General features: G+C 63.3%; 18 protein-coding genes. 13 read left to right on the top strand and 5 right to left on the bottom strand.

Annotated elements, in window-relative coordinates; translation table 11 throughout:
- Window positions 1-75 precede the first annotated feature (75 nt).
- Complete coding sequence (locus tag AWB76_RS00140) at window positions 76-282, top strand: cold-shock protein (protein ID WP_041730164.1); 207 nt, start codon at window positions 76-78, stop codon at window positions 280-282.
- A 156-nt stretch (window positions 283-438) separates the two neighbouring features.
- On the opposite strand, the gene icd is transcribed toward AWB76_RS00140, so the two are convergent.
- The gene (icd, locus tag AWB76_RS00135; protein ID WP_061158124.1) at window positions 439-1695 is read right to left on the bottom strand and encodes an NADP-dependent isocitrate dehydrogenase; all 1257 of its coding nucleotides are present in this window, start codon (window positions 1693-1695) and stop codon (window positions 439-441) included.
- Between the two features lie 213 nt (window positions 1696-1908).
- Here icd and AWB76_RS00130 point away from each other — a divergent pair, with 213 nt between their 5' ends.
- The 10 genes from AWB76_RS00130 (at window position 1909) to AWB76_RS00085 (ending at window position 12893) form a co-directional block, all read left to right on the top strand.
- Complete coding sequence (locus AWB76_RS00130; RefSeq protein ID WP_061158511.1) at window positions 1909-2484, top strand: pseudouridine synthase; 576 nt, start codon at window positions 1909-1911, stop codon at window positions 2482-2484.
- Window positions 2485-2886: 402 nt separating this feature from the next.
- Window positions 2887-3099: a hypothetical protein gene (locus AWB76_RS00125; RefSeq protein WP_061158123.1), complete on the top strand. Its 213-nt coding sequence runs from the start codon at window positions 2887-2889 to the stop codon at window positions 3097-3099.
- A gap of 122 nt (window positions 3100-3221) precedes the next feature.
- Window positions 3222-3791, top strand: coding sequence for a DUF192 domain-containing protein (locus AWB76_RS00120; RefSeq protein WP_244173186.1), 570 nt, complete (start codon window positions 3222-3224; stop codon window positions 3789-3791).
- A 201-nt stretch (window positions 3792-3992) separates the two neighbouring features.
- Window positions 3993-6098: an elongation factor G gene (gene fusA / locus AWB76_RS00115; protein ID WP_061158121.1), complete on the top strand. Its 2106-nt coding sequence runs from the start codon at window positions 3993-3995 to the stop codon at window positions 6096-6098.
- A gap of 87 nt (window positions 6099-6185) precedes the next feature.
- Window positions 6186-6668 carry a cupin domain-containing protein gene (locus AWB76_RS00110; RefSeq protein ID WP_061158120.1) on the top strand — a complete coding sequence of 161 codons (483 nt, stop codon included), beginning with the start codon at window positions 6186-6188 and terminating at the stop codon, window positions 6666-6668.
- 133 nt (window positions 6669-6801) lie between these two features.
- Window positions 6802-8463: an ABC transporter substrate-binding protein gene (locus AWB76_RS00105; protein ID WP_061158510.1), complete on the top strand. Its 1662-nt coding sequence runs from the start codon at window positions 6802-6804 to the stop codon at window positions 8461-8463.
- A 4-nt stretch (window positions 8464-8467) separates the two neighbouring features.
- Window positions 8468-9475, top strand: a complete 1008-nt coding sequence (locus tag AWB76_RS00100) for an ABC transporter permease (protein WP_061158119.1) — start codon at window positions 8468-8470, stop codon at window positions 9473-9475.
- Window positions 9472-10329 carry an ABC transporter permease gene (locus AWB76_RS00095; RefSeq protein ID WP_061158118.1) on the top strand — a complete coding sequence of 286 codons (858 nt, stop codon included), beginning with the start codon at window positions 9472-9474 and terminating at the stop codon, window positions 10327-10329. Before AWB76_RS00100 ends, AWB76_RS00095 begins: the two co-directional genes overlap by 4 nt.
- Window positions 10326-12389, top strand: a complete 2064-nt coding sequence (locus AWB76_RS00090; RefSeq protein ID WP_061158117.1) for an ABC transporter ATP-binding protein — start codon at window positions 10326-10328, stop codon at window positions 12387-12389. The genes AWB76_RS00095 and AWB76_RS00090 overlap by 4 nt, the downstream gene beginning before the upstream one ends.
- Window positions 12390-12473: 84 nt before the next feature.
- Window positions 12474-12893 carry a hypothetical protein gene (locus AWB76_RS00085; RefSeq protein WP_061158116.1) on the top strand — a complete coding sequence of 140 codons (420 nt, stop codon included), beginning with the start codon at window positions 12474-12476 and terminating at the stop codon, window positions 12891-12893.
- Between the two features lie 12 nt (window positions 12894-12905).
- Here the strand turns inward: AWB76_RS00085 and AWB76_RS00080 are convergent, their stop codons facing one another.
- On the bottom strand, window positions 12906-13751 hold the full coding sequence (locus AWB76_RS00080) for an aldo/keto reductase (RefSeq protein WP_061158115.1): 846 nt from the start codon (window positions 13749-13751) through the stop codon (window positions 12906-12908).
- 397 nt (window positions 13752-14148) lie between these two features.
- On the opposite strand from AWB76_RS00080, the gene AWB76_RS00075 reads away from it, so the two are divergent.
- Entirely contained in the window at window positions 14149-15219 is a 1071-nt protein-coding gene (locus tag AWB76_RS00075; RefSeq protein WP_157696025.1) for a galactosyl transferase GMA12/MNN10 domain protein, read from the top strand.
- A gap of 22 nt (window positions 15220-15241) precedes the next feature.
- Here AWB76_RS00075 and aspT (AWB76_RS00070) read toward each other — a convergent pair whose 3' ends face one another.
- On the bottom strand, window positions 15242-16933 hold the full coding sequence (aspT, locus tag AWB76_RS00070; RefSeq protein WP_061158113.1) for an aspartate-alanine antiporter: 1692 nt from the start codon (window positions 16931-16933) through the stop codon (window positions 15242-15244).
- A gap of 4 nt (window positions 16934-16937) precedes the next feature.
- Complete coding sequence (gene aspT / locus AWB76_RS00065; protein WP_061158112.1) at window positions 16938-18620, bottom strand: aspartate-alanine antiporter; 1683 nt, start codon at window positions 18618-18620, stop codon at window positions 16938-16940.
- 490 nt (window positions 18621-19110) lie between these two features.
- Here aspT (AWB76_RS00065) and AWB76_RS00060 point away from each other — a divergent pair, with 490 nt between their 5' ends.
- Complete coding sequence (locus AWB76_RS00060; RefSeq protein WP_061158111.1) at window positions 19111-20109, top strand: LysR family transcriptional regulator; 999 nt, start codon at window positions 19111-19113, stop codon at window positions 20107-20109.
- Window positions 20110-20191: 82 nt separating this feature from the next.
- Here AWB76_RS00060 and AWB76_RS00055 read toward each other — a convergent pair whose 3' ends face one another.
- Window positions 20192-20698: a plasmid fertility inhibition factor family protein gene (locus tag AWB76_RS00055; protein WP_082864329.1), complete on the bottom strand. Its 507-nt coding sequence runs from the start codon at window positions 20696-20698 to the stop codon at window positions 20192-20194.
- Window positions 20699-20742 lie beyond the last annotated feature (44 nt).

Below are 20742 nucleotides of genomic sequence, written 5' to 3'. Positions count from 1 at the left end.
GTTCACATTGTGGGGTGTGCCGTCGAGCTTTTCGAGCGTGCTCTGGGTGCGACAAGAGTTAGAGGGGAAGTACGAATGTCTACTGGTACGGTCAAATGGTTCAACGACGCGAAAGGCTACGGATTCATCACGCCCGATGAAGGCGGCGAGGATCTGTTCGCACATTTCTCGGCGATTCAAATGAACGGTTTCAAGACGCTCAAGGAAGGCCAGAAGGTCAGCTTCGAGATCGTCCAGGGACCGAAAGGCAAACAGGCTTCGAACATCCAGGATGCAGTCTGAGCGTTCGATCGACTTTGCCTCGTGAAACCCGGCCTTCGCGCCGGGTTTTTTTATGCTCGCGCGTTGCACATATATGAGGCATGCGCGCCAGTTAAAAACCCCGCAAGGCGTAGGCCTTCCGGGGTTTTATTTACCACGTCGAATCGAGGTGAGTCCTCACATATTCTCGATCATCACCGCTCCGAAGCCCGAACACGACACTTGCGTCGCGCCTTCCATCAGGCGTGCGAAATCGTAAGTGACGCGCTTCGAAAGAATCGACTGCTCCATCGACGAAATGATGCGGTCCGCCGCCTCGACCCAGCCGAGATGGCGCAACATCATTTCAGCGGAGAGAATTTCCGAGCCCGGATTCACGTAATCCTTGCCCGCGTATTTCGGCGCCGTGCCGTGCGTCGCTTCGAACATCGCAACGGAATCCGACATGTTCGCGCCCGGCGCAATGCCGATGCCGCCCACCTGCGCCGCGAGCGCGTCCGAGATGTAATCGCCGTTGAGGTTGAGCGTGGCGATCACGTCGTACTCGGCGGGGCGCAGCAGGATCTGCTGCAGGAAGGCGTCGGCGATCACGTCCTTCACGACGATGTCGTTGCCCGATTTCGGATTCTTGACCTTCATCCACGGGCCGCCGTCGATCAGTTCCGCGCCGAACTCCTTCTGTGCGAGCGCATAACCGTAGTCGCGGAACGCGCCTTCCGTGAACTTCATGATGTTGCCCTTGTGCACGAGCGTGACCGAGCGGCGATCGTTGTCGATCGCGTACTGGATCGCCTTGCGCACGAGCCGCTCCGTGCCCTCGCGCGACACCGGCTTGATGCCGAGCCCCGATGAATCCGGGAAGCGGATCTTCTTCACGCCCATTTCTTCGCGCAGGAACTTGATGACCTTCTTCGCTTCGGGCGAATCCGCCGGCCACTCGACGCCGGCGTAGATGTCTTCCGAATTCTCGCGGAAGATCACCATGTCGATCTTTTCCGGCTCGCGCACCGGCGACGGCACGCCCTTGAAGTAGCGCACCGGCCGCAGGCACACATAAAGATCGAGTTGTTGACGAAGCGCAACGTTGAGCGAGCGGATGCCCCCGCCGACGGGCGTCGTGAGCGGCCCCTTGATCGACACGATGTAGTCCTTCACCACGTCGAGCGTTTCGTCGGGCAGCCAGACGTCTGGGCCGTAGACGCGCGTCGCCTTTTCGCCCGCGAAGATTTCCATCCATTGAATCTTGCGCTTGCCGCCGTAGGCCTTCTCCACCGCTGCATCGACGACCTTGATCATGACCGGCGTGATGTCGACACCCGTGCCGTCGCCCTCGATGTACGGGATGATCGGCCGATCCGAGACGTTGAGGGAAAAGTCCGCGTTGACGGTGATCTTGTCACCGTCCGCCGGAACCTGGATGTGCTGATACGGCATGGTCGACTCCAAATAAGGCCGGGCTTGAATGGAAGCAAACAAACTGGAAAGAGAGCGATGCGATGCAGCATGCGCGGGCGCAGCAGCGCCGATGACGCGCGCGCGATGATGTTCACGTCGTCATTCTAACCATGCTGGCCTGCCCCGGCGCGCCCGGCCCCGCCGCGCGCATGCATTAAGATGCCGCATTCGCTCACGCCGCACGCCGCCTGCATGTCACTCATCGCCCTGAACAAGCCCTTCGGCACCATCTGCCAGTTCTCCGCGCACGAAACACGCGCGTCGCTCGGCGACTGGGTGAAGACGCCGGACGTATATCCCGCGGGCCGGCTCGACGCCGACAGCGAAGGCCTGCTCCTGCTCACCGACGACGGCGCGCTTCAGGCCCGCATCGCGGAGCCGCGGCACAAGCTCGTGAAGCGCTATTGGGCGCAGGTCGAAGGCACACCGGATGACGCCGCGCTCGCGCGTCTCGCCGAAGGCGTCGATCTCGGCGACTATGTGTCGCAGCCGTGCCGCGCCGCGTTCGTCGACGAAGCCGGCATCGGCGCGCTCTGGCCGCGTAATCCGCCGATCCGCTATCGCGCCGCGATCCCGACGACGTGGATCGAGCTCGCCATCACCGAGGGCAAGAACCGGCAGGTCCGGCGCATGACGGCGGCTGTCGGCTATCCGACCTTGCGGCTCGTGCGCGTCGCGATCGGCGCGCTCGATATCTTCACGCTCGGCATCGGGCCCGGAGAGACCGTCGAAGTCTCGCCGCGCGCGCCGTGGCAACGCGTTCGTTGAATCGCATTCAACTATCTTGAAAATAAGCCGCGTTGCTTCGTTTGATGCGATCTCTTTAAACGTCGTGTCATGAAAATCGGGTAGCGCGTATCGCGCATCGAAACGGACATCGAAATATTTCTTGGTCTGCCGCGCAATTTCTCTGTAAATCGCGTCAACCGACTCTTCTCGCGATGCGTTAAGGGCGTCAGATGCCGCATAAAGCTATCCGGCATGAACGAATAACCGATTACAACAACCTGTGTGCTCCAGGGAGTTTGAAAGGTTAAAGCGTTCCAGACGCGTCGAATTCAAATTATCGATGTCGACTGTCAACCGAAAGGTAGGTGGCTCGTTTACCGACATGAATGACTCAATGACCGGGTCGTTTAGTTAATCAACTCAAGTGCTAAGGATTCACAGATGAACAAACTGATCGCTGCTCTCGTCGCTGGCCTGTTCGCAACCGCTGCGTTCGCACAAGAAGCTTCGGCACCGGCTGCTGCAACCGCTGCAGCTCCGGCAGCTGCTTCGACGGCTCACAAGTCGTCGCACAAGAAGTCGCACAAGTCGTCGCACAAGTCGCACAAGAAGGCAGCCGCTTCGGCTCCGGAAGCCGCTTCGGCAGCTCAGTAAGTTCGTTGTAAGCGGCGGTATAGCGAAGTCAAGAACGAGCATTACCGCCGTACTTACGGCGTTAAAGGGCAGATGGCCGCAAGGCGTCTGCCCTTTTGTTTTGTATCTGCGCATCGAGTAACATGCGCGAGGTTTGCCTGACTCTGGCGCAAACCATCGAACCAAAAGGGAGCTTTGCCGTGAATCTCGCTTCGCGCTTTTCGAATCAACGACTCAACATCGGCAAGCTCGCGCGTGCATGCGTGATCGCGCTCGCCTTGCCGTTCGCCGCATTGCCGCTCGCACACGCGCAGACGATGCCGCCGGGCGCCAAACAGCCGTCGGACTTTCCGCGCGCGAAGCTGACCGCGGGCATGTACGTGATCGATGCCGCCGTCGCCGCGACCGATGCCGACCGCGAGCAAGGACTCATGTATCGCTCGAAGCTCGCACCGAACGAAGGCATGCTCTTCGTGTTCGGCGAGAACGCCGTGCATTGCTTCTGGATGAAGAACACGCTGATCCCGCTGTCGATCGCGTTCATTCGCGCGGACGGCACGATCACCGACATCGACGAGATGCAGGCCGAGACCGAGAACAATCACTGCCCGCGCAACAACGGCACGTATGCGCTCGAAATGCCCAAGGGCTGGTTCGCCGCGAAGGGCATCAAGCCGGGCATGCAGATCAAAGGTCTGCCGGGCGCGCAATAACGCCTTATCCGCTTCTCTCCCGCTCGAAAAAGCCGGCGCTGTCGTACGACACGCCGGCTTTTTTGCGCCTGCCATTTCACTTCCGCCGAGCTGGCAGGATTCCTGCAAAGAGCCTGCCGACGCGCTATCCTAAAAAGATTCAGCGCGACGTTCTCGCGTTGGCACCTCACGCCGCGCTGACTTTATCCACAGGAGGTTCACGTGCCCCGCAAGACTCCCATCGAGCGCTATCGGAATATCGGGATTAGCGCTCACATCGATGCCGGCAAAACCACGACTACCGAGCGCATCCTTTTCTACACCGGCGTGACGCACAAGATCGGCGAAGTGCACGACGGCGCGGCCACGATGGACTGGATGGAGCAGGAGCAGGAACGCGGCATCACGATCACCTCCGCGGCGACCACGGCCTTCTGGAAGGGCATGGCCGGCAATTATCCGGAACACCGCATCAATATCATCGATACGCCGGGACACGTCGATTTCACCATCGAAGTCGAGCGCTCGATGCGCGTGCTGGATGGCGCGTGCATGGTCTACGACTCCGTGGGCGGCGTGCAGCCGCAGTCGGAAACCGTGTGGCGTCAGGCGAACAAGTACAAGGTGCCGCGCATCGCGTTCGTCAACAAGATGGATCGCGTCGGCGCGGACTTCTTTCGCGTGCAGCGGCAGATCGGCGAGCGCCTGAAGGGCGTCGCCGTGCCGATCCAGATTCCGATCGGCGCGGAAGAGCATTTTCAGGGCGTCGTCGACCTCGTGAAGATGAAGGCGATCCTCTGGGACGACGACAGCCAGGGCATCAAGTTCAGCTACGAGGAGATTCCGGACAACCTCAAGGATCTCGCGCACGAGTGGCGCGAGAAGATGGTCGAGGCCGCCGCCGAAGCGAGCGAAGAACTGCTCGAAAAGTATCTCGAAGATCACAACAGCCTGACCGAGGACGAGATCAAGGGCGCATTGCGCAAACGCACGATCGCCAATGAAATCGTGCCGATGCTGTGCGGCAGCGCGTTCAAGAACAAGGGCGTGCAGGCGATGCTCGATGCCGTGATCGACTATCTGCCCTCGCCCGTCGACGTGCCCGCGATTCTCGGCCACACGGAAGACGACAAGGAAGCGGAACGTCATCCGAGCGACGACGAGCCGTTCTCCGCGCTCGCGTTCAAGATCATGACCGACCCGTTCGTCGGCCAGTTGATCTTCTTCCGCGTGTATTCGGGCGTCGTGAATTCGGGCGACACGGTCTTCAATCCGGTGAAGGACAAGAAAGAGCGCCTCGGCCGGATTCTGCAAATGCACGCGAACGAGCGCAAGGAAATCAAGGAAGTGCGCGCGGGCGACATCGCGGCGGCGGTCGGCCTCAAGGAAGCGACGACCGGCGACACGCTCTGCGATCCGGCCAACGTCATCATCCTCGAACGGATGATCTTCCCGGAGCCGGTGATTTCACAGGCCGTCGAGCCGAAGACGAAGGCCGATCAGGAAAAGATGGGCATCGCGCTCAATCGTCTCGCGCAGGAAGACCCATCGTTCCGCGTAACGACCGACGAGGAATCCGGCCAGACCATCATCTCCGGCATGGGCGAGCTGCACCTCGAAATTCTCGTCGACCGGATGAAGCGCGAGTTCGGCGTCGAGGCGACGGTCGGCAAGCCGCAGGTCGCGTATCGCGAAACGGTGCGCAACAAGGTGGAGGATGTCGAAGGCAAGTTCGTCAAGCAGTCGGGCGGACGCGGCCAGTACGGTCACGCGGTGATCGCGCTGGAGCCGGATCCGGGCAAGGGCTACGAGTTCGTCGATCAGATCAAGGGCGGCGTGATTCCGCGCGAATTCATCCCGGCGGTCGACAAGGGCATTCAGGAAACGCTGAAGGCCGGCGTGCTCGCGGGCTATCCGGTCGTCGATGTGAAAGTGCGGCTCACCTTCGGCTCGTACCACGATGTCGACTCGAACGAAAACGCGTTCCGCATGGCCGGCTCGATCGCATTCAAGGAAGCGATGCGCCGCGCAAAACCCGTGCTGCTCGAACCGATGATGGCCGTCGAAGTCGAGACGCCCGAGGACTTCATGGGCAACGTGATGGGCGATCTTTCGGGGCGCCGCGGCATCGTGCAGGGCATGGAGGATATCGCGGGCGGCGGCGGAAAGCTCGTGCGCGCGGAAGTGCCGCTCGCCGAGATGTTCGGCTACTCGACCTCGCTGCGTTCGCTGACGCAGGGCCGCGCGACCTACACGATGGAGTTCAAGCACTACGCCGAGACGCCGTCGAACGTGTCCGAGGCGATCATCAACTCGAAAGCGAAATAATCGCGATCGAACCGTGTAGTATCGGAAGTCCGTTGCGCGCTGTGTTGGTGGCGGCAACGGACTTTTCATATCCGCAGACGAAACGACATGAGCGACCCGATTCAGCACATCGATTGGCGCGAACACGGCGTCAAGGTCATCAAGGGCGATCAGCTCGACACCAACACAGCGCAGACGCCGGGCATGAACCGCGCGGCTGCCATCAACGCCGCGCGCGTCGGCGCGCAGAAGATCTGGGCCGGCACGGTCACGATCCATCCGAATGCGAAGACGGGCGCGCATCATCACGGCGCGCTCGAAAGCGTCATCTATGTCGTGCGCGGGCAAGCGCGCATGCGCTGGGGCGAGCATCTGGAATTCACCGCCGAGGCCGGTCCCGGCGACTTCATTTTCGTGCCGCCCTACGTGCCGCATCAGGAAATCAACGCCAGCACCGACGACCCGCTCGAGTGCGTGCTCGTACGCAGCGACAACGAAGCGGTCGTGGTGAACCTGAATATCGATGCCGTCGAAAAGCCCGAGGAAGTCTATTGGGTCGATCCGATCCACAAGCATCCACACGATCATTGAAGCGGATGGCATCGCGTCGCGCGGAATGCGGCGCGTTCCTTGCTGGCAGCGCCTGAATGCGCCGCGTTCGCGCGGCCGGGCCGTTCGCGCGTGGCGACGGCTCGCGAGCACGACTACAACGGAAAAGCACACGATGAAAAAAACTTCGACCGACGCGCATCTTCTGGAACTGGCCCGCCCTCGCGCGGGCGAACTGGGCAATCACGCGATCGACGAGTTCATGGCCGGCCGCCTCACGCGCCGCGAGCTGCTGCGGCACGCGAGCGTGCTCGGCGTCGCGCTCACGGCGGGCGGCATCCTCGGCATGCCGGGCGCGCGTGCCCAAGGCGCGGCCAAGCCTGGCGGCACGATCCGCGTCGCGCATCTGATGCCCGCGGGCGCCGTCGATCCGCTCACGGTGACGGACGCGTCGGGGCTTGCGCTCATCAATCAGACCGGCGAATTCCTGATCGACGACGACAGCGAGCATCTGACGCTCAAGCCCGCGCTCGCGCTGTCGTGGTCATCGAACGCGAAAGGCGACGTGTGGACCTTCAAGCTGCGCCCGAACGTGAAGTTCCACGACGGCCAGCCGATGACCGCGAAGGATGTCGTCGCGACCTTCAATCGCCTGTCCGATCCGGCGACGGGCTCGGCCGCGCTGTCCGTGCTGAAGGGCGTGCTGTCGAAGGATTCGGCGAAGGCCGTCGACGATCACACCGTCGAGTTTCATCTCGACGCGCCCAACGGCAACTTCCCGTACTACGTTTCCTCGGATACGTATAACGCGGTGATTCTCCCGGCGAATTTCACCGGCCCGTACGAAAAGACGTTCATGGGCACGGGCGCGCTGAAGCTCGAAAAATACACGCCGAAGGTCGGCGCGTCGTTCGTGCGCAATCCCGACTACTGGGGCGAGAAAGCGCTGCCCGATCGCGTGACCTTCTCCTTCTATGCGGACCAGCAGGCGCAGCTTCTCGCGATGCAAGGCCGCCAGGCCGACGTGATGGGCGACTTCACCGTGCAGGGCGGCGTCGCGATGCTGACGAATCCGCAGTTCAAGGTGCTCGGCACGAAGTCGAGCTCGCATCGGCAACTGCATATGCGCTGCGACATGGCGCCGTTCAAGGACAAGCGCGTGCGTCAGGCGCTCGCGCTCGCGATCGATCGCGAGATCATCGTGAAGGGCCTGTTCCGCGGCCGCGCGCAGGTCGGCAACGACAGCCCGTTCGCGCCGGTGTTTCCGTCGAGCGATCTGAGCGTGCCGCAACGCAAGATCGACATCGCTCAGGCGAAGAAGCTCATGAGCGATGCAGGCGTCGCGAACGGCTTCGACGTCACGCTCACGACCGAAAAGTACATGGAGATTCCCGATCTCGCGGTCGTCGTGCAGAACGCGGCGAAGGCGATCGGCATTCGCATCCAGTTGAAGGTCGAGAGCCAGGATCTCTATTACGGCTCGGGCACGTTCGGCAAGTCGGACTGGCTCGATTCGCCGCTCGGCATCACCGATTACGGGCATCGCGGCGTGCCGAACGTGTTCCTCAACGCGCCGTTGACGAGCGGCGGCACATGGAACGCGGCGCACTTCAAGAACCCGGAGTACGACAAGCTCGTCACGCAGTTCGTCGCCGCGCTCGATGTCGCGTCGCAGAAGAAGCTGTCCGGACAGATTCAGCATCTGCTGCTCGACGAAACGCCGGTCGTGATCCCCTACTTCTACGACCAGTTGATCGTCACGCGCGCGAATGTCTCGGGCGTGCGCTTCAACGCGATCTCGCAGATGTGGTTCGACCGCGCGACGATCTCGGCCTGAACCGATGAGCACGATCACGCCGACGGCGCACGTCGCCGACTTCGCCAAAATGAAACGCGTCGTGCGCTTCGTCGGCGTGCGTTTGCTGCTGGCGCTCGTCACGCTGTGGCTTCTGTCGATGATCGTCTTCGCGGGCGGCCAGCTTTTGCCCGGCGATGTGGGCCGCGCGATTCTCGGCCCGCTCGCCGACGCGCAAGCGGTCGCCGCGCTCAACCATCAGCTTGGCGTCGACCGGCCGTTGCTCACGCAGTATTCGAGCTGGATCGGCCATTTCCTGCGCGGCGACATGGGCGAGTCGTACGCGTTTCGCGCGCCGGTCGCGCCGTTCATCGGCGGCGCGCTGTGGAGCTCGGCGAAGCTCGGCGCGCTCGCGTTCGTCGTCGTGGTGCCGCTCGGCATCGCGGGCGGCGTCTATGCGGCGCTGCATTCGGGACGATGGATCGATCGCGTGATCAGCATCGGCGGACTGACGGCGACGGTCGTGCCGGAATTCGTCTCGTCGATCGTGCTGATCCTGATCTTCGGCGTGTGGCTGCAATGGCTGCCGATCGAAGCGACCGCGCCCGCCGGCGCCGGCTTCTTCGCGCAACTGGAGCATCTGATCCTGCCCGTGCTGCCGCTCGTCTTCGTGTTCTTCGGCTATATCGCGCGAATGGCGCGCGCGGGCACCGTCGAAGCGCTCGACGCCGATTACACGCGCACCGCGATCCTGAAGGGCTTGCCGCAGCGCGTCGTGATCGTGCGGCACGTACTGCGCAACGCGCTTTTGCCGACCGTGACCGTCGCCGCGACGCAGCTCGGCTATATGATCGGCGGGCTCGTCGTCGTGGAGACGCTGTTTCACTATCAGGGCATCGGCTCCTTGATCTACAACGCCGCAAAAGCAAAGGACTTTCCGATGCTCGAAGCGGGCGTGCTGACCATCGGCGTGATCTATACGGCGGCGAACCTGATCGCGGATGCGCTCTATGTCGTGCTCAATCCGCGCCTGCGCACGGGTGAAGCGAAATGAGCACGGCGAGCGCTGTTCCGTCCAGACCGCGGCGCTTCGAAGCGCTCGGCGCGCTGCTGCATTCGGCCACCTTCGATATCGGCGTGCTGATCCTGCTCTTCTGGGTGCTGTGCGCGCTCGTCGGCCATTGGCTCGTGCCGCACGATCCTTACGCCTCCGATCCGCTCAATTCGCTCATCGCGCCGTCCGGCGATCACTGGTTCGGCACCGATCAGCTCGGCCGCGACGTATTCGCGCGCGTGATCGTCGGCTCGCGCGACATTCTGACCATCGCGCCGCTCGCGACCTTGCTCGGCACGGCGGCGGGCACGGCAATCGGGCTCGTCGTCGGCTATTTCGACGGCTGGGTCGATGCCGCCATCGGCCGCGTGATCGATGCGTTGCTCGCGCTGCCGCTCGTGATCGTCGCGCTGCTCGCGCTGGCTGCCGTCGGCGCGAGCAACACGACGGTGATTCTCGTCATCGGCCTCACCTTCGCGCCGATCACCGCGCGCACCGTGCGCGCCGCCGTGCTGAGCGAGCGCCATCTCGACTACGTGCTCGCGGCGCAATTGCGCGGCGAAAACGCGCTCTACATCATGTTCGCGGAGATTCTGCCGAACGTGCTGCCGCCGATCATCGTCGAGGCGACCGTGCGGCTCGGCTATGCGATCTTCGCCGTCGCGACACTCTCGTTTCTCGGCTTCGGCATCCAGCCGCCGTCCGCCGACTGGGGCCTCGCGCTGTCCGAATGCTATACGTTGATGGCGGGCGGCGCGTGGTGGACCGTCGTTTTCGATGCCGCCGCCATCGCGTCGCTCGTCGTCGCGGTGAATCTCGTCGCGGATGCCGTGCAAGGAGTGCTCGACCGATGAACGGACCGCCGCCATCGGCATTTCCCACGTTCGGCGCCGCCAAAGGCGATCAGGCCGATGCGCTCACGGTCGTCGGCCTGACCGTTGCCTACCGTTCGCGCGGGCGCGAGCGCGAAGTGCTGCAGGACGTGACTTTGCGCGTAAAGCGCGGCGAGGCGTATGGGCTCGTCGGCGAATCGGGCTGCGGCAAGTCGACGGCCGCGCTCGCGGTGCTGCGCTATCTGCCGCGCAACGGGCGCGTGAAGGCGGGCCGCATTTCGATCGCCGGCCGCGATGTCGCCGCGCTCGACGCCGACGCGCTGCGCGGCATGCGCGCGAACGCCGTGTCGATGGTCTATCAGGACCCGGGACGCGCGTTGAACCCGTCGCTGACGATCGCGCGCCAGGTTTCCGAAGCGTTCGAAGTCACCGGCGCCTCCGCCGGCGAAGCGCTGTCCCGCACCGCCGAGATGTTGAAACGCGTGCGCATCGCGTCGCCTGAACGCGTGATGGAGAGCTATCCGCATCAGTTGTCGGGCGGGATGCAGCAACGCGTCGTCATCGCGATGGCGCTCGCGTGCAATCCCGAGCTGCTGATTCTCGACGAGCCGACCACCGGCCTCGACGCGACCGTCGAAGCCGAAGTGCTCGATCTCATCGCGCAATTGCGTGCGGAACTCGGCACGGCCGTGCTCTTCATCAGCCACAATCTCGCGGTGATCGGGCGCATGTGCGATCGCGTCGGCGTGCTGTATGCGGGCAAGCTCGTCGAAGAAGGCACGACCGCCGACGTTTTCGCGAAACCGCGTCATCCGTACACCGTCGGCCTGCTGCGCTGCCTGCCGCGCGCGGGGCGAGCCAAGGAAACGGGCCGGCTCGACACGATTCCCGGCTCGCTGCCGCTGCCCGGATCGATCGCGCAGGGCTGCATCTTCGCGCCGCGTTGCAAGCTCGCCGACGAGCGTTGTCTGAAGGACGCGCCGCCGCCGTATCGCGTGGCGTCGGCGCACGGCGATCAGATGGCGCGCTGCCACTATCACGAACGCGCGGAAACGCTGCCCCGCTCCGCCGACGAAGCGCCCGTGCCCGTCGCCGATGGCGGCGATCAGCCGCTTGCGCTGTCCGCGCGCAATCTCTCGAAAACGTTCCGCGTCGGCGATGAAGAAGTCCGCGCCGTCCACGATGTCTCGCTCGATCTCGTGCAGGGCGAGACGCTCGGGCTCGTCGGCGAATCGGGCAGCGGCAAGACGACGCTTGCGAAGCTGCTGCTCGGCCTCGTTTCGCCCGATAAAGGCGCGTCACTGGAACTCGACGGCGCGACGCTGCCCGAGCGCGTGACGAGGCGCAGCGAAGCGCAGGTCAAATCGCTGCAGATCGTGTTTCAGAACCCGGATTCCGCGCTGAACCGCGCGCATTCGGTGCGGCAACTGATCGCGCGTTCGCTGTCGAAACTCGCGTCCTTGCACGGCGAAGCGAAGGAAAAGCGCCTGCACACGCTGACCGAAGCGGTGCGCCTGCCGGAGCGTTATCTGAGTTCGCGCACGCGTCAGCTTTCGGGCGGACTGAAGCAGCGCGTCGCGATTGCGCGGGCGTTCGCGGGCGATCCGCGCGTCGTGGTCTGCGACGAGCCCACGTCAGCGCTCGATGTCTCCGTGCAGGCCGCGATCCTCAATCTGCTCGCGGACTTGCAACGCGAGCGGCGCGTGTCCTACGTGTTCATCTCGCACGACCTGCATGTCGTGCGCTATCTGTCGGATCGCATCGCGGTGCTGTATCTCGGACGCATCATGGAGATCGGCCGCGCGGCCGCCGTCTTCGATGGACCGCAGCATCCGTACACCGAAGCATTGCTGTCGTCGGTGCCGTCGATCGACGGGACGCACGCGAAGCGCATCCGGCTGTCGGGCGAGTTGCCGAGCGCGGCGAATCCGCCTTCGGGCTGCGTGTTCCATACGCGCTGTCCCCGCAAGATCGGCGCAATCTGCGAGACCGAGACGCCGCCGTGCCGCGACGCCGACGACGGCCACGCGATTCATTGCCACATTCCCGTCGACGAATTGCGCACGCTGCAGCGTCAGTGAACGCAAAGCCGCGATTCGCCGGAACCAAAGCGCCCGCGCGCGCCTCTCATCGGTTCGATGTTCACAACAACGAGGATTCAACCGATGAAACCCGCCCTCTCCGCCGCGCTCTGCGCACTCACTTTCGGCGTCGCATTGTCCGCGCAGGCGCAAACCGCGCCGCAAGCGCCCACGCCCGGCGCGTCCGATCCGACCTTCTCCGCCTACGCGCTCGCGCAGCAATGCGCCGCGAAGTCCGACAACACCGCGCAAGGCCAATGCGTGGGCGCGGTGCGCGGCATCGTGCGCGGGTATCAGTACGGCGTGCTGTTCCTGTCGCAGCGCACATCGCTGCCCGATAGCGAGACAAAGCGCGTGTCGCTGTGCCTCGCGGACACGCCGGTATCGTCGATCGTCGACGACTTCCTCGCCGACGCGAAACAGGTCAACGAAGCCGATCTCAAACGCACGCCCGCGGAAGTCGCGGTGCTCGGCTCGGTGCACGGGCATCACGCGTGCACCTGATCGCGTGCGACATCACAGCATTTCGAGCGGGCGCTTCGACTTCGGCGGCTTGAATTGCAGATCAATGTCCGCGAGTTCATCCGCGGACAAATGAAGGTCGAGCGCCGCGCGATTCTCGCGAACATGCGCGACGTCCGCCGCCTTCGGAATCGCGCAGACCTGCGGCTGCTGCAACACCCACGCGAGCGCGACCTGAAACGCCGACACGCCGCGCGCCGCCGCGATCGTGTCGAGCGCGCCGCCGCGCGGCAGACGCGCATGATCGACGGGACTGTAAGCCATCGCGGGGAGGCGGCGCTCGCGCAGCCACGGCAGCAGATCGAACTCCGCGCCGCGCCGCGCGACGTTGAAGAGAATCTGATCCGTGGCGCAGGCGTCGCCGCCATCGAGCGAGAAGAGTTCTTCCATGTCGTCGGTGTCGAAGTTGCTGACGCCCCAGTGACGAATCTTGCCGTCGCGTTTCAGTGTCTCGAAGCCCGCGACCACGCCTTCCAGATCTTCGCCGCCGCGCCAGTGCAGCAAGTACAAATCGATGCGATCGGTCTTCAGCCGCTTCAGGCTGCGCTCGCATGCCGCCTGCACGCCGCGCTCGTTGCCGTGGTGCGGATACACCTTGCTGACGATGAAAAGCTCATTGCGCCTGTCGCCGAGCGCTTCAGCGATGAGCTTCTCGCTTTCGCCGTCGCCGTACATTTCGGCGGTATCGATAAGCGTCATGCCGAGCTCGACGCCCTCGCGCAACGCGGCGATTTCGCTTTTGCGGGCGTTGGGCCGCTCGCCCATTTCCCACGTGCCCTGGCCGAGCTTCGGGATCGCTTCGCCGGAGGGAAGTTTGACGTTCGAAACAAGATTCGGCATGCTCAAAGACTCCAGTCGACAGCGTTTGGATATTTGACATCGACGCCGTGCCGAAAGACTTTCGGCCAGCGTCGACGTAACATTTTCACGCCTCGACCTTGCCAGCGCCGTGCGCGTGCTAAAAGCGTTCGCTATCTCAGATTTCGCAACGATTATGGCAACGACTGTCGTTACATTGACCTTCAGCAGCGCGCCCGCAAGCATCGCGAATCATCGAAACTATGCCCGGATACGAGGATACCGGCATATCGTCATCGACGCATCGCAGAGCTTTTCCGATCCTCAAGGCCAGTGGCTCTATAAATACGAAACGCTGCTGGACTGCCTGAATCAGGCGGCGCCCGATGAAATCATCATGTTGCTGAGTGAAAATGCGATCGTCGTCGAACCGCTCAAGGTGGAAGATCTGCTCGGAGCGCAAGACGCGCTTCTGGTTCACATCGGGCAGCACATGAAGCAGTTGGACTGCCAGTTCTGGCGGAGCACCGAACCCGTGCGGGCGTTAGTCCTGCGCATCGTCATGATGTGCAACTACGGGCAGCCGGTACGCAAGACCGAATTGGAACTCTTCGAGGGCTTGCCCTGGACGCCATTCACCCAGTTGTTCAATGGCCATGTCGTGGTCATGCCGGCCGGCTCGACGATCGCGCCTCTCTGGACGACGAATCCCTGCTTCCTGTTGGTGGTCGGCGAGCCTCCATTCGGACCGGCATCCGATGCGCCGCCCATGCGGGTCATCGGACGGTTTCGCGACGCGCTCGTCGAGCACATCGCATCGCGGCAGGAAAAAGGCGTTCCACGCGACACCCTCGCGCCCGCAGCGGTGCAGGACGACTCGGCATACAGCGTCTATAACCCGGGACGGCCTATCGGCATCGTCATGCTTTACACGCCGAACATCGCCCTCTTCGCCCGCAAAAGTGAAAACAATCTCAGGCGCTACTGTGAGCGGCATGACTACACGCTCCATGTGTATCGGAACGTGCCCGCGCATCTCGACAAGCGCGCGACAGGAAACTGGGCAAAGCCGTTCCTGCTTCGCGAGCATCTTCCTCAGCACGAGTGGCTGTTCTGGATCGATTCGGACGTCATCGTCAGCGATATGCGCAAGCCGCTCGAGCCGTTCACGCAAGACAGGGATATCGCCTTCGCGCGCGACGTGGCGGGCTATCTGCTCAACTCCGGCGTCATGGGATTTCGGCGTACTGAAGGCAACGCCGCGTTGCTCGATGAGATCGGCAAGACCATCTCAGTCGTACCCGACAAATCGGGCGTTTTCGCGAGCATGGGCGACCAGGAATACTTCTGTCGCACAATCCATCGCCCGCACGACGCCTTCAGCCTCTTTTCGATCAACACGATCTGGCAATTTGCCCGGCCCGACACGTTCATGATCCACTACGCGGGCATGAAACCCTGGTACAAGGCGATGATGATGGAATACGACGAAGCCCGCGCACTCACCTGAACTCACGCGGGCAACGTCGCCGCTACACGAGTCCCACCACGAGCGGTCCGAGCAACGTCAGCAGCACGTTCGCGAGCGCATACGTGATCGCGAACGGCACGGTCGGCACCGCGCTTTCGGCCTTGTCGAGCACGCCGCCGAACGCGGGGTTCGCGCTGCGCGAGCCGGTCAACGCGCCCGCGAGCAGCGCCGCGTTGTCGTAGCGCAGGATATAGCGGCCGAAAAGCATCGTCAGCACGAGCGGAAAGAGCGTGACGAACACGCCGAGCAGAAAGATCGTCAGCCCGCTCTGCTTCACAGTCACGATCGCCTGCAAGCCGGAATTCAGCCCGACCACCGCGACGAACGCCGCCAGCCCGAAATCCTTCAGCAATTGCGATGCGGCCGGCGGCATCGCGCCGTACATCAGATGCTTGCCGCGCATCCAGCCGAACAGCAGCCCCGCGAGCAGACAGCCGCCGCCCGAGCCGAGCGTGAGCGGCACGCCGCCGATATCGACGACGATCAGCCCGATCAGCAGCCCGAGCACGATGCCGACGCCCATATAGATGAAATCGGTCTTGTCGGAATACGGCAGCTCGTAACCCGCGGCGTCGACGGCGCGCTTCGTGTCCTGCGGCGAGCCGTAGAACGTGATGACGTCGCCGTGATCCAGCGTCGTCTCGGGCAGCACCGGCAGCGGATGCCCCACGCGCGAGATGCCCTGGATATACACGCCGTGCCGCATGTCGCGGTCGACGGTTTCGCGCACCTCGGCGATGCTCACGTGGTTCATCCCGCGCTTCGTGAACACGCCCCGGCGTGTCTGCATGACGACGCTGCTGCCATCGGCATCCGCGACTTCCTCGCCGATGTGCGCCGCCGCGCCCACCATCACCTCGCGCCGCCCGACGACGAGCACGATATCGCCCGCCTTCAGCACGAGATCCTGCGCGGGGTCCAGCGCGTGTCCGCCGCGCCGGATGCGTTCGATGGTGATCATGTCCTGTTCGTCGACTTCGACATGGGCGACCGTGCGCTCCGCCGCGCCGTCGCTCGTCACGCGGTACGTGCGCCCGACGAGCGCGGGCAACGCCGAAATCTGCCCCGGCGCGGGACCGGACGCGCTGCCCGCGAGCGCCTTCTCCGCATCGGCCGATGCGTCCTTGAGACCCTGCCCCATGAACTTCGGCAGGATGTTCACGCACACGATGATCGCGCCGAGCGAGCCGAACACGTAGGTCACCGCATATGCGATCGCGACGTCGGCCTGCAAGGACTTGATCTGGTCGGCGGGCAAGCCGAGCCGCGCGATTGCGTCGCCCGCCGTGCCGATGATCGCCGATTGCGTCAGCGCGCCGCCCGCCAGTCCGGCCGCGAGGCCCTTGTTCAGACCGAAGAGCTTCGCGCAGACGAGCACGCTCGCGAGCGCCGTCACGGCGAGAAACACCGCCATCGCGATTTCGCGCAGCGTGCGGCGGTTGATCGAGCTGAAGAACTGCGGCCCCGAGTCGTAACCGACCGCGTAGATGAAGACAGCGAACATCACGGATTTCACGCCGTTGTCGATCTGCACGCCCGCCTGACTCACGATGACCGCCGCGATCAGCGAGCCGCCCACGCCGCCGAGCTGGAACTTGCCGAAGTTGATCTGGCCAAGCAGATAACCCGCCGCGAGCGACAAAAAGAGCGCCGATTCGGGCGATTTCTGAAAGATTGCGTGGAGCCAGTCCATGACATCAGCCCAGTTTGCTCGCGAGCCCGACGATCACCGGCCCGAGCAGCGGCAGCAGCACGTTCGAGAGCGCGTAGGTGATCGTGTAGCCGATCATGGGCGTCGCGTTGCCCGTCGCGCCGACGAGCGCGCTGATCGCGGGCGTGCTGCACTGCTGGCCGGCGATCGCGCCGAGGAGCATCGGCACGTCGAGCTTGAGCAGCCATCGTCCGATAAAGAGCGACGCGAGCGCCGGCCCGAGCGTGATGACGATGCCCGCAATCGGCAGCGCAATGCCGTATTCGCGCACGAGCCGCACCGCGTCCGTGCCCGCCGACAGCCCGACCGCCGCGATGAACGTGCACAGGCCGAAGTCCTTCAGAATCTGCGCCGCCGCCGAGGGCAGCGAGCCGATCAGCGGATGGCGCGAGCGAACCCAGCCGAAGAGCAGTCCCGCGAGCAGACAGCCGCCGCCCGTGCCGAGCGTCAGATCGATGCCGCCGACATGCGCCGACAGCCGCCCGATCCCGATGCCGAGCAGCACGCCGAGCCCGAGAAACACGAAGTCGGTTTTCTGCGTGGCGGGAATGAGATAGCCGAGCCTGGCCGCGCCGCGCGCGACGTCCTCCTTGTTGCCGACGAGCGTCAGCACGTCGCCGCGATGCACCTGCGTGCCGGACAGCGCGGGAATCGTGCTGTCCAGACGCGTCACGGCCGAAACGAAGATGCCGTGCGCATCGGCGGGCGCGGCGCGGGCGCGCACCTGCGCGAGCGTGAGGCCGTGCAGCTCGCGGCGCGTGAGCATCACGTCGGCGCGCTCCACATAGACATCGGAGACGCCGTTGCCGAACACTTCCTCGCCGATCGCGGGAATCGCCTCGACGAGCGCCTCGCGCCGCCCGCCGACCACGACGAGATCGCCCGCTTTCAGCACGACCGCGGGCTGCGGCTTGATGACCGAACGATCGCGCTGCACCCGCTGCACGCTGATGTTGTCGCGAAAGCGCTTCTCCAGTTCGCCGATGGTCTCGCCCGCGGCTGCCGTCACCCTGAGCTCGCGGCCGGCGAGCGGCGGCGCGGCGGGCGTCTGTCCGGTGCCGAGCGCGCCGTCGCCGCCCAGCTTGCGCCAGACGCGGTCGGCTTCGTCGCGCAGATTCACGCGCAGCATGAGCGGCGCGAACTGGCTCGTGAAGAGCACGATCGTGACGAGGCCGAACAGATAGCTCACGCTGTACGCGGTCACGATATTCGCCTGCATTCGCGCGGTGTCTGTCGTGGACAAACCGAGCCGGTTGATGGCTTCCGACGCCGTGCCGATCACGGCGGATTCAGTCGCGCCGCCCGCGAGCAATCCCGCCGCCGTGCCCGCGTCGAGTTTCAGTATCACGACGGCGCCGAGCACGAGCGCAAGCACGACGACGATTTCGACGAGCGAAAGCGCGCCGTAACGCCAGCCGCGCCCGATGTTCGCGAAGAACTGCGGGCCGCCGGTGAAACCCAGTGCGAAGATAAAGAGCGCGAAGGCAATATTCTTGAGATCGGGTGAAATGCGCGCCCCGCTTTGTCCAAGAATTAGCGCCACGATGAGCGTGCCGCATACGCCGCCGAGCTGAACCGGACCGAGTTTGACGGACCCGACGAGATAACCAATCGCGAGACTGGAAAAAAGCGCAATTTCAGGCTGCGCCGCAAGCAAAGTCCAAATCATGGAATCGGCCCGTGTTATCGGTCATCGAAAATAATTGCGCTGCTCAAGGCTCCAGCAATATCTGAAAACGCGAATAACGTCCCGTGAAAAAGTTTTTATCGATATTAACCGGGCGATAAATAAAATCTTTTTCCTGCATGCTTGATATATGCATGCGCTCCTTCGCAGAAACAGCGCGAAATATTCAGTTTTGTAAATAGCTCCACCATACATTCGAAAAAGATGATGGCAAAACTGCCAGATTCAAAAAATGCATGCCTTTCGTACATATTCTATTCCGAACAACGATGCTCTATTTTGAAACGCATGCCGCCGCCATTAACAACGTTAATCACGCTGGAAAGATTTATCTCGTCTTATAGAAATTTGATATTGCAATATTGGTTAGCTCTCAATATTATCGACTTAACGCGTCGTTCAAAAACCGGACACAAAGCTGTCTTAGAACAGCCCGTCCGATCCGCGTGGTACCACCTGAGAGGGCACAACGATGAATCAGATCCATGCAATGCGCGTCTTCGTGCGCGTGGCGGATACCGAAAGCTTTCGCCGTGCAGCACAGCAACTCGATGTCTCGAATGCACTTGTCACACGAGCAATCGCAATGCTCGAGGCGCACCTCCGAACTCGCCTCATCAACCGCACCACCCGCAACCTGTCTCTCACCGAAGCCGGAACGCGCTATCTCGAGGGCTGCCGCGCGTTGCTGGAAGAACTGGATCATCTCGAGTCGACCGTGACACATACGGAAGGCGAACCCAGCGGCACCTTGCGTGTCGTTGCATCGAGCGCGCTTTCGCTGCTGACGCTGACGCCGCTCATCGACGGCTTCCGCAAGGTGTATCCGAAAGTCAACGTGCGGCTCACGCTCGCTGAACGTCATGTCGATCTCGTCGAGGACGGCTATGACGTCGGCATCGTCACGGCGTTCATGGTGTCGAGCACGGCGCTCATCGAACGGCCGGTCGGCACCAGCACGCTCGCGACGGTGGCGACGCCGGCATTCCTCGCCGAGCACGGCATGCCCGCCGCGCCGACCGACTTGCAGGCGTTGCCTTCGGTCGGTCTGCCGAACGAGATGCGCAGTCAGACATGGCACTTCCGGCACCGGCACGGTGCGGCCGACCAGATCACGCTCGCGCCGGCATACACCGTCAATAATGCGCTGATGGTCCGTCTCGCGACACTGAAGAGCATGGGATTTTCCATTCTTCCTGAAGGCATCGTGCGCGGGGATATCGAGAGCGGCGCGCTGGTTCGTCTGCTGGACGGCTATTCGATCGATGATCCCGACATGAAAGTGTCGATCGTCTATCCGGGACGGCAATATCTCCCGGCGAAAACGCGATTTTTCATCGATTATGCGCTGGACTATCTCGGCCGGGAATTTGCCGCCAAAAACGGCCGCCCCGACGAGATCATTCGCGCGGCCATGCCGCCGACCGTCCCGGTGCAGTCAATCCACAGCGCATCGGCAACCGCCAACTAGAGGCATCACTACGACAAGGGCCAGCACGGCGTCTGCGCCGTCTGGCCCTTCGTCCAACGGAATCACGCTTTTCCGGCAGCGCTCAAATTTCCCCGTATTCCGCGCTCGACGCGTCCGGCGCCGCGCACATCTCATGTAGAAGCGCCGCTTCACGCTCATGCACTTCCACCGGCATGCACAGCGCGCCGGCATAGGCCATGTAGCGCGCGCGATGCTGGCCGTTGCGAAACGCGACGACGCCTTCCCGGTGCACGCCCAAAAGCCCGAGCAGCCCCGGCGAGCGGCGCACGCTGATCGTCACATAAGGCATTTCCGGCACGCGGGGATTATCGGGATCGAGAAACTCGCGAATGCCGCGCACTTTGCCCGCGTGCCAGTCGTCGACGGCTTTGAGCACGTAATCCGTGTCGTCGCGATTGGCGCACTCGAGCAGCTTTCTCACGTCGACGAGCACGACCTGATGGCGCGAGCCGTAGTCGGTAAACACGCGCTTCAGGCGCACGAAGTCATACTGCGGATGGCTCTGGAGCCTGACGATCCAGACCGCTTCTGCGGCGGTCGGCGCAACCATCGTGTCCATGTTCGGCATATGAAGAAGACCGCGGCGCGCGCGCCCCGTGCGCGCGTGTTTCG

The organism is Caballeronia temeraria, from assembly GCF_001544795.2.
Lineage (GTDB): Bacteria > Pseudomonadota > Gammaproteobacteria > Burkholderiales > Burkholderiaceae > Caballeronia > Caballeronia temeraria.
The sequence above is the reverse complement of the archived record's forward strand: the minus strand, read 5'-3'. Positions and strand labels throughout refer to the sequence as shown.

Excerpts from the sequence above, each read along its gene's own strand:
- AWB76_RS00080 (WP_061158115.1), bottom strand. The coding sequence starts at position 13,751 with ATGCCGAATCTTGTTTCGAACGTCAAACTTCCCTCCGGCGAAGCGATC.
- AWB76_RS00120 (WP_244173186.1), top strand. The coding sequence starts at position 3,222 with ATGCGCGAGGTTTGCCTGACTCTGGCGCAAACCATCGAACCAAAAGGG.
- AWB76_RS00110 (WP_061158120.1), top strand. The coding sequence starts at position 6,186 with ATGAGCGACCCGATTCAGCACATCGATTGGCGCGAACACGGCGTCAAG.
- AWB76_RS00055 (WP_082864329.1), bottom strand. The coding sequence starts at position 20,698 with ATGCCGAACATGGACACGATGGTTGCGCCGACCGCCGCAGAAGCGGTC.
- AWB76_RS00140 (WP_041730164.1), top strand. The coding sequence starts at position 76 with ATGTCTACTGGTACGGTCAAATGGTTCAACGACGCGAAAGGCTACGGA.
- AWB76_RS00105 (WP_061158510.1), top strand. The coding sequence starts at position 6,802 with ATGAAAAAAACTTCGACCGACGCGCATCTTCTGGAACTGGCCCGCCCT.
- aspT (WP_061158113.1), bottom strand. The coding sequence starts at position 16,933 with ATGGACTGGCTCCACGCAATCTTTCAGAAATCGCCCGAATCGGCGCTC.
- AWB76_RS00100 (WP_061158119.1), top strand. The coding sequence starts at position 8,468 with ATGAGCACGATCACGCCGACGGCGCACGTCGCCGACTTCGCCAAAATG.
- aspT (WP_061158112.1), bottom strand. The coding sequence starts at position 18,620 with ATGATTTGGACTTTGCTTGCGGCGCAGCCTGAAATTGCGCTTTTTTCC.
- AWB76_RS00130 (WP_061158511.1), top strand. The coding sequence starts at position 1,909 with ATGTCACTCATCGCCCTGAACAAGCCCTTCGGCACCATCTGCCAGTTC.
- AWB76_RS00095 (WP_061158118.1), top strand. The coding sequence starts at position 9,472 with ATGAGCACGGCGAGCGCTGTTCCGTCCAGACCGCGGCGCTTCGAAGCG.
- icd (WP_061158124.1), bottom strand. The coding sequence starts at position 1,695 with ATGCCGTATCAGCACATCCAGGTTCCGGCGGACGGTGACAAGATCACC.
- AWB76_RS00090 (WP_061158117.1), top strand. The coding sequence starts at position 10,326 with ATGAACGGACCGCCGCCATCGGCATTTCCCACGTTCGGCGCCGCCAAA.
- AWB76_RS00085 (WP_061158116.1), top strand. The coding sequence starts at position 12,474 with ATGAAACCCGCCCTCTCCGCCGCGCTCTGCGCACTCACTTTCGGCGTC.
- AWB76_RS00125 (WP_061158123.1), top strand. The coding sequence starts at position 2,887 with ATGAACAAACTGATCGCTGCTCTCGTCGCTGGCCTGTTCGCAACCGCT.
- AWB76_RS00060 (WP_061158111.1), top strand. The coding sequence starts at position 19,111 with ATGAATCAGATCCATGCAATGCGCGTCTTCGTGCGCGTGGCGGATACC.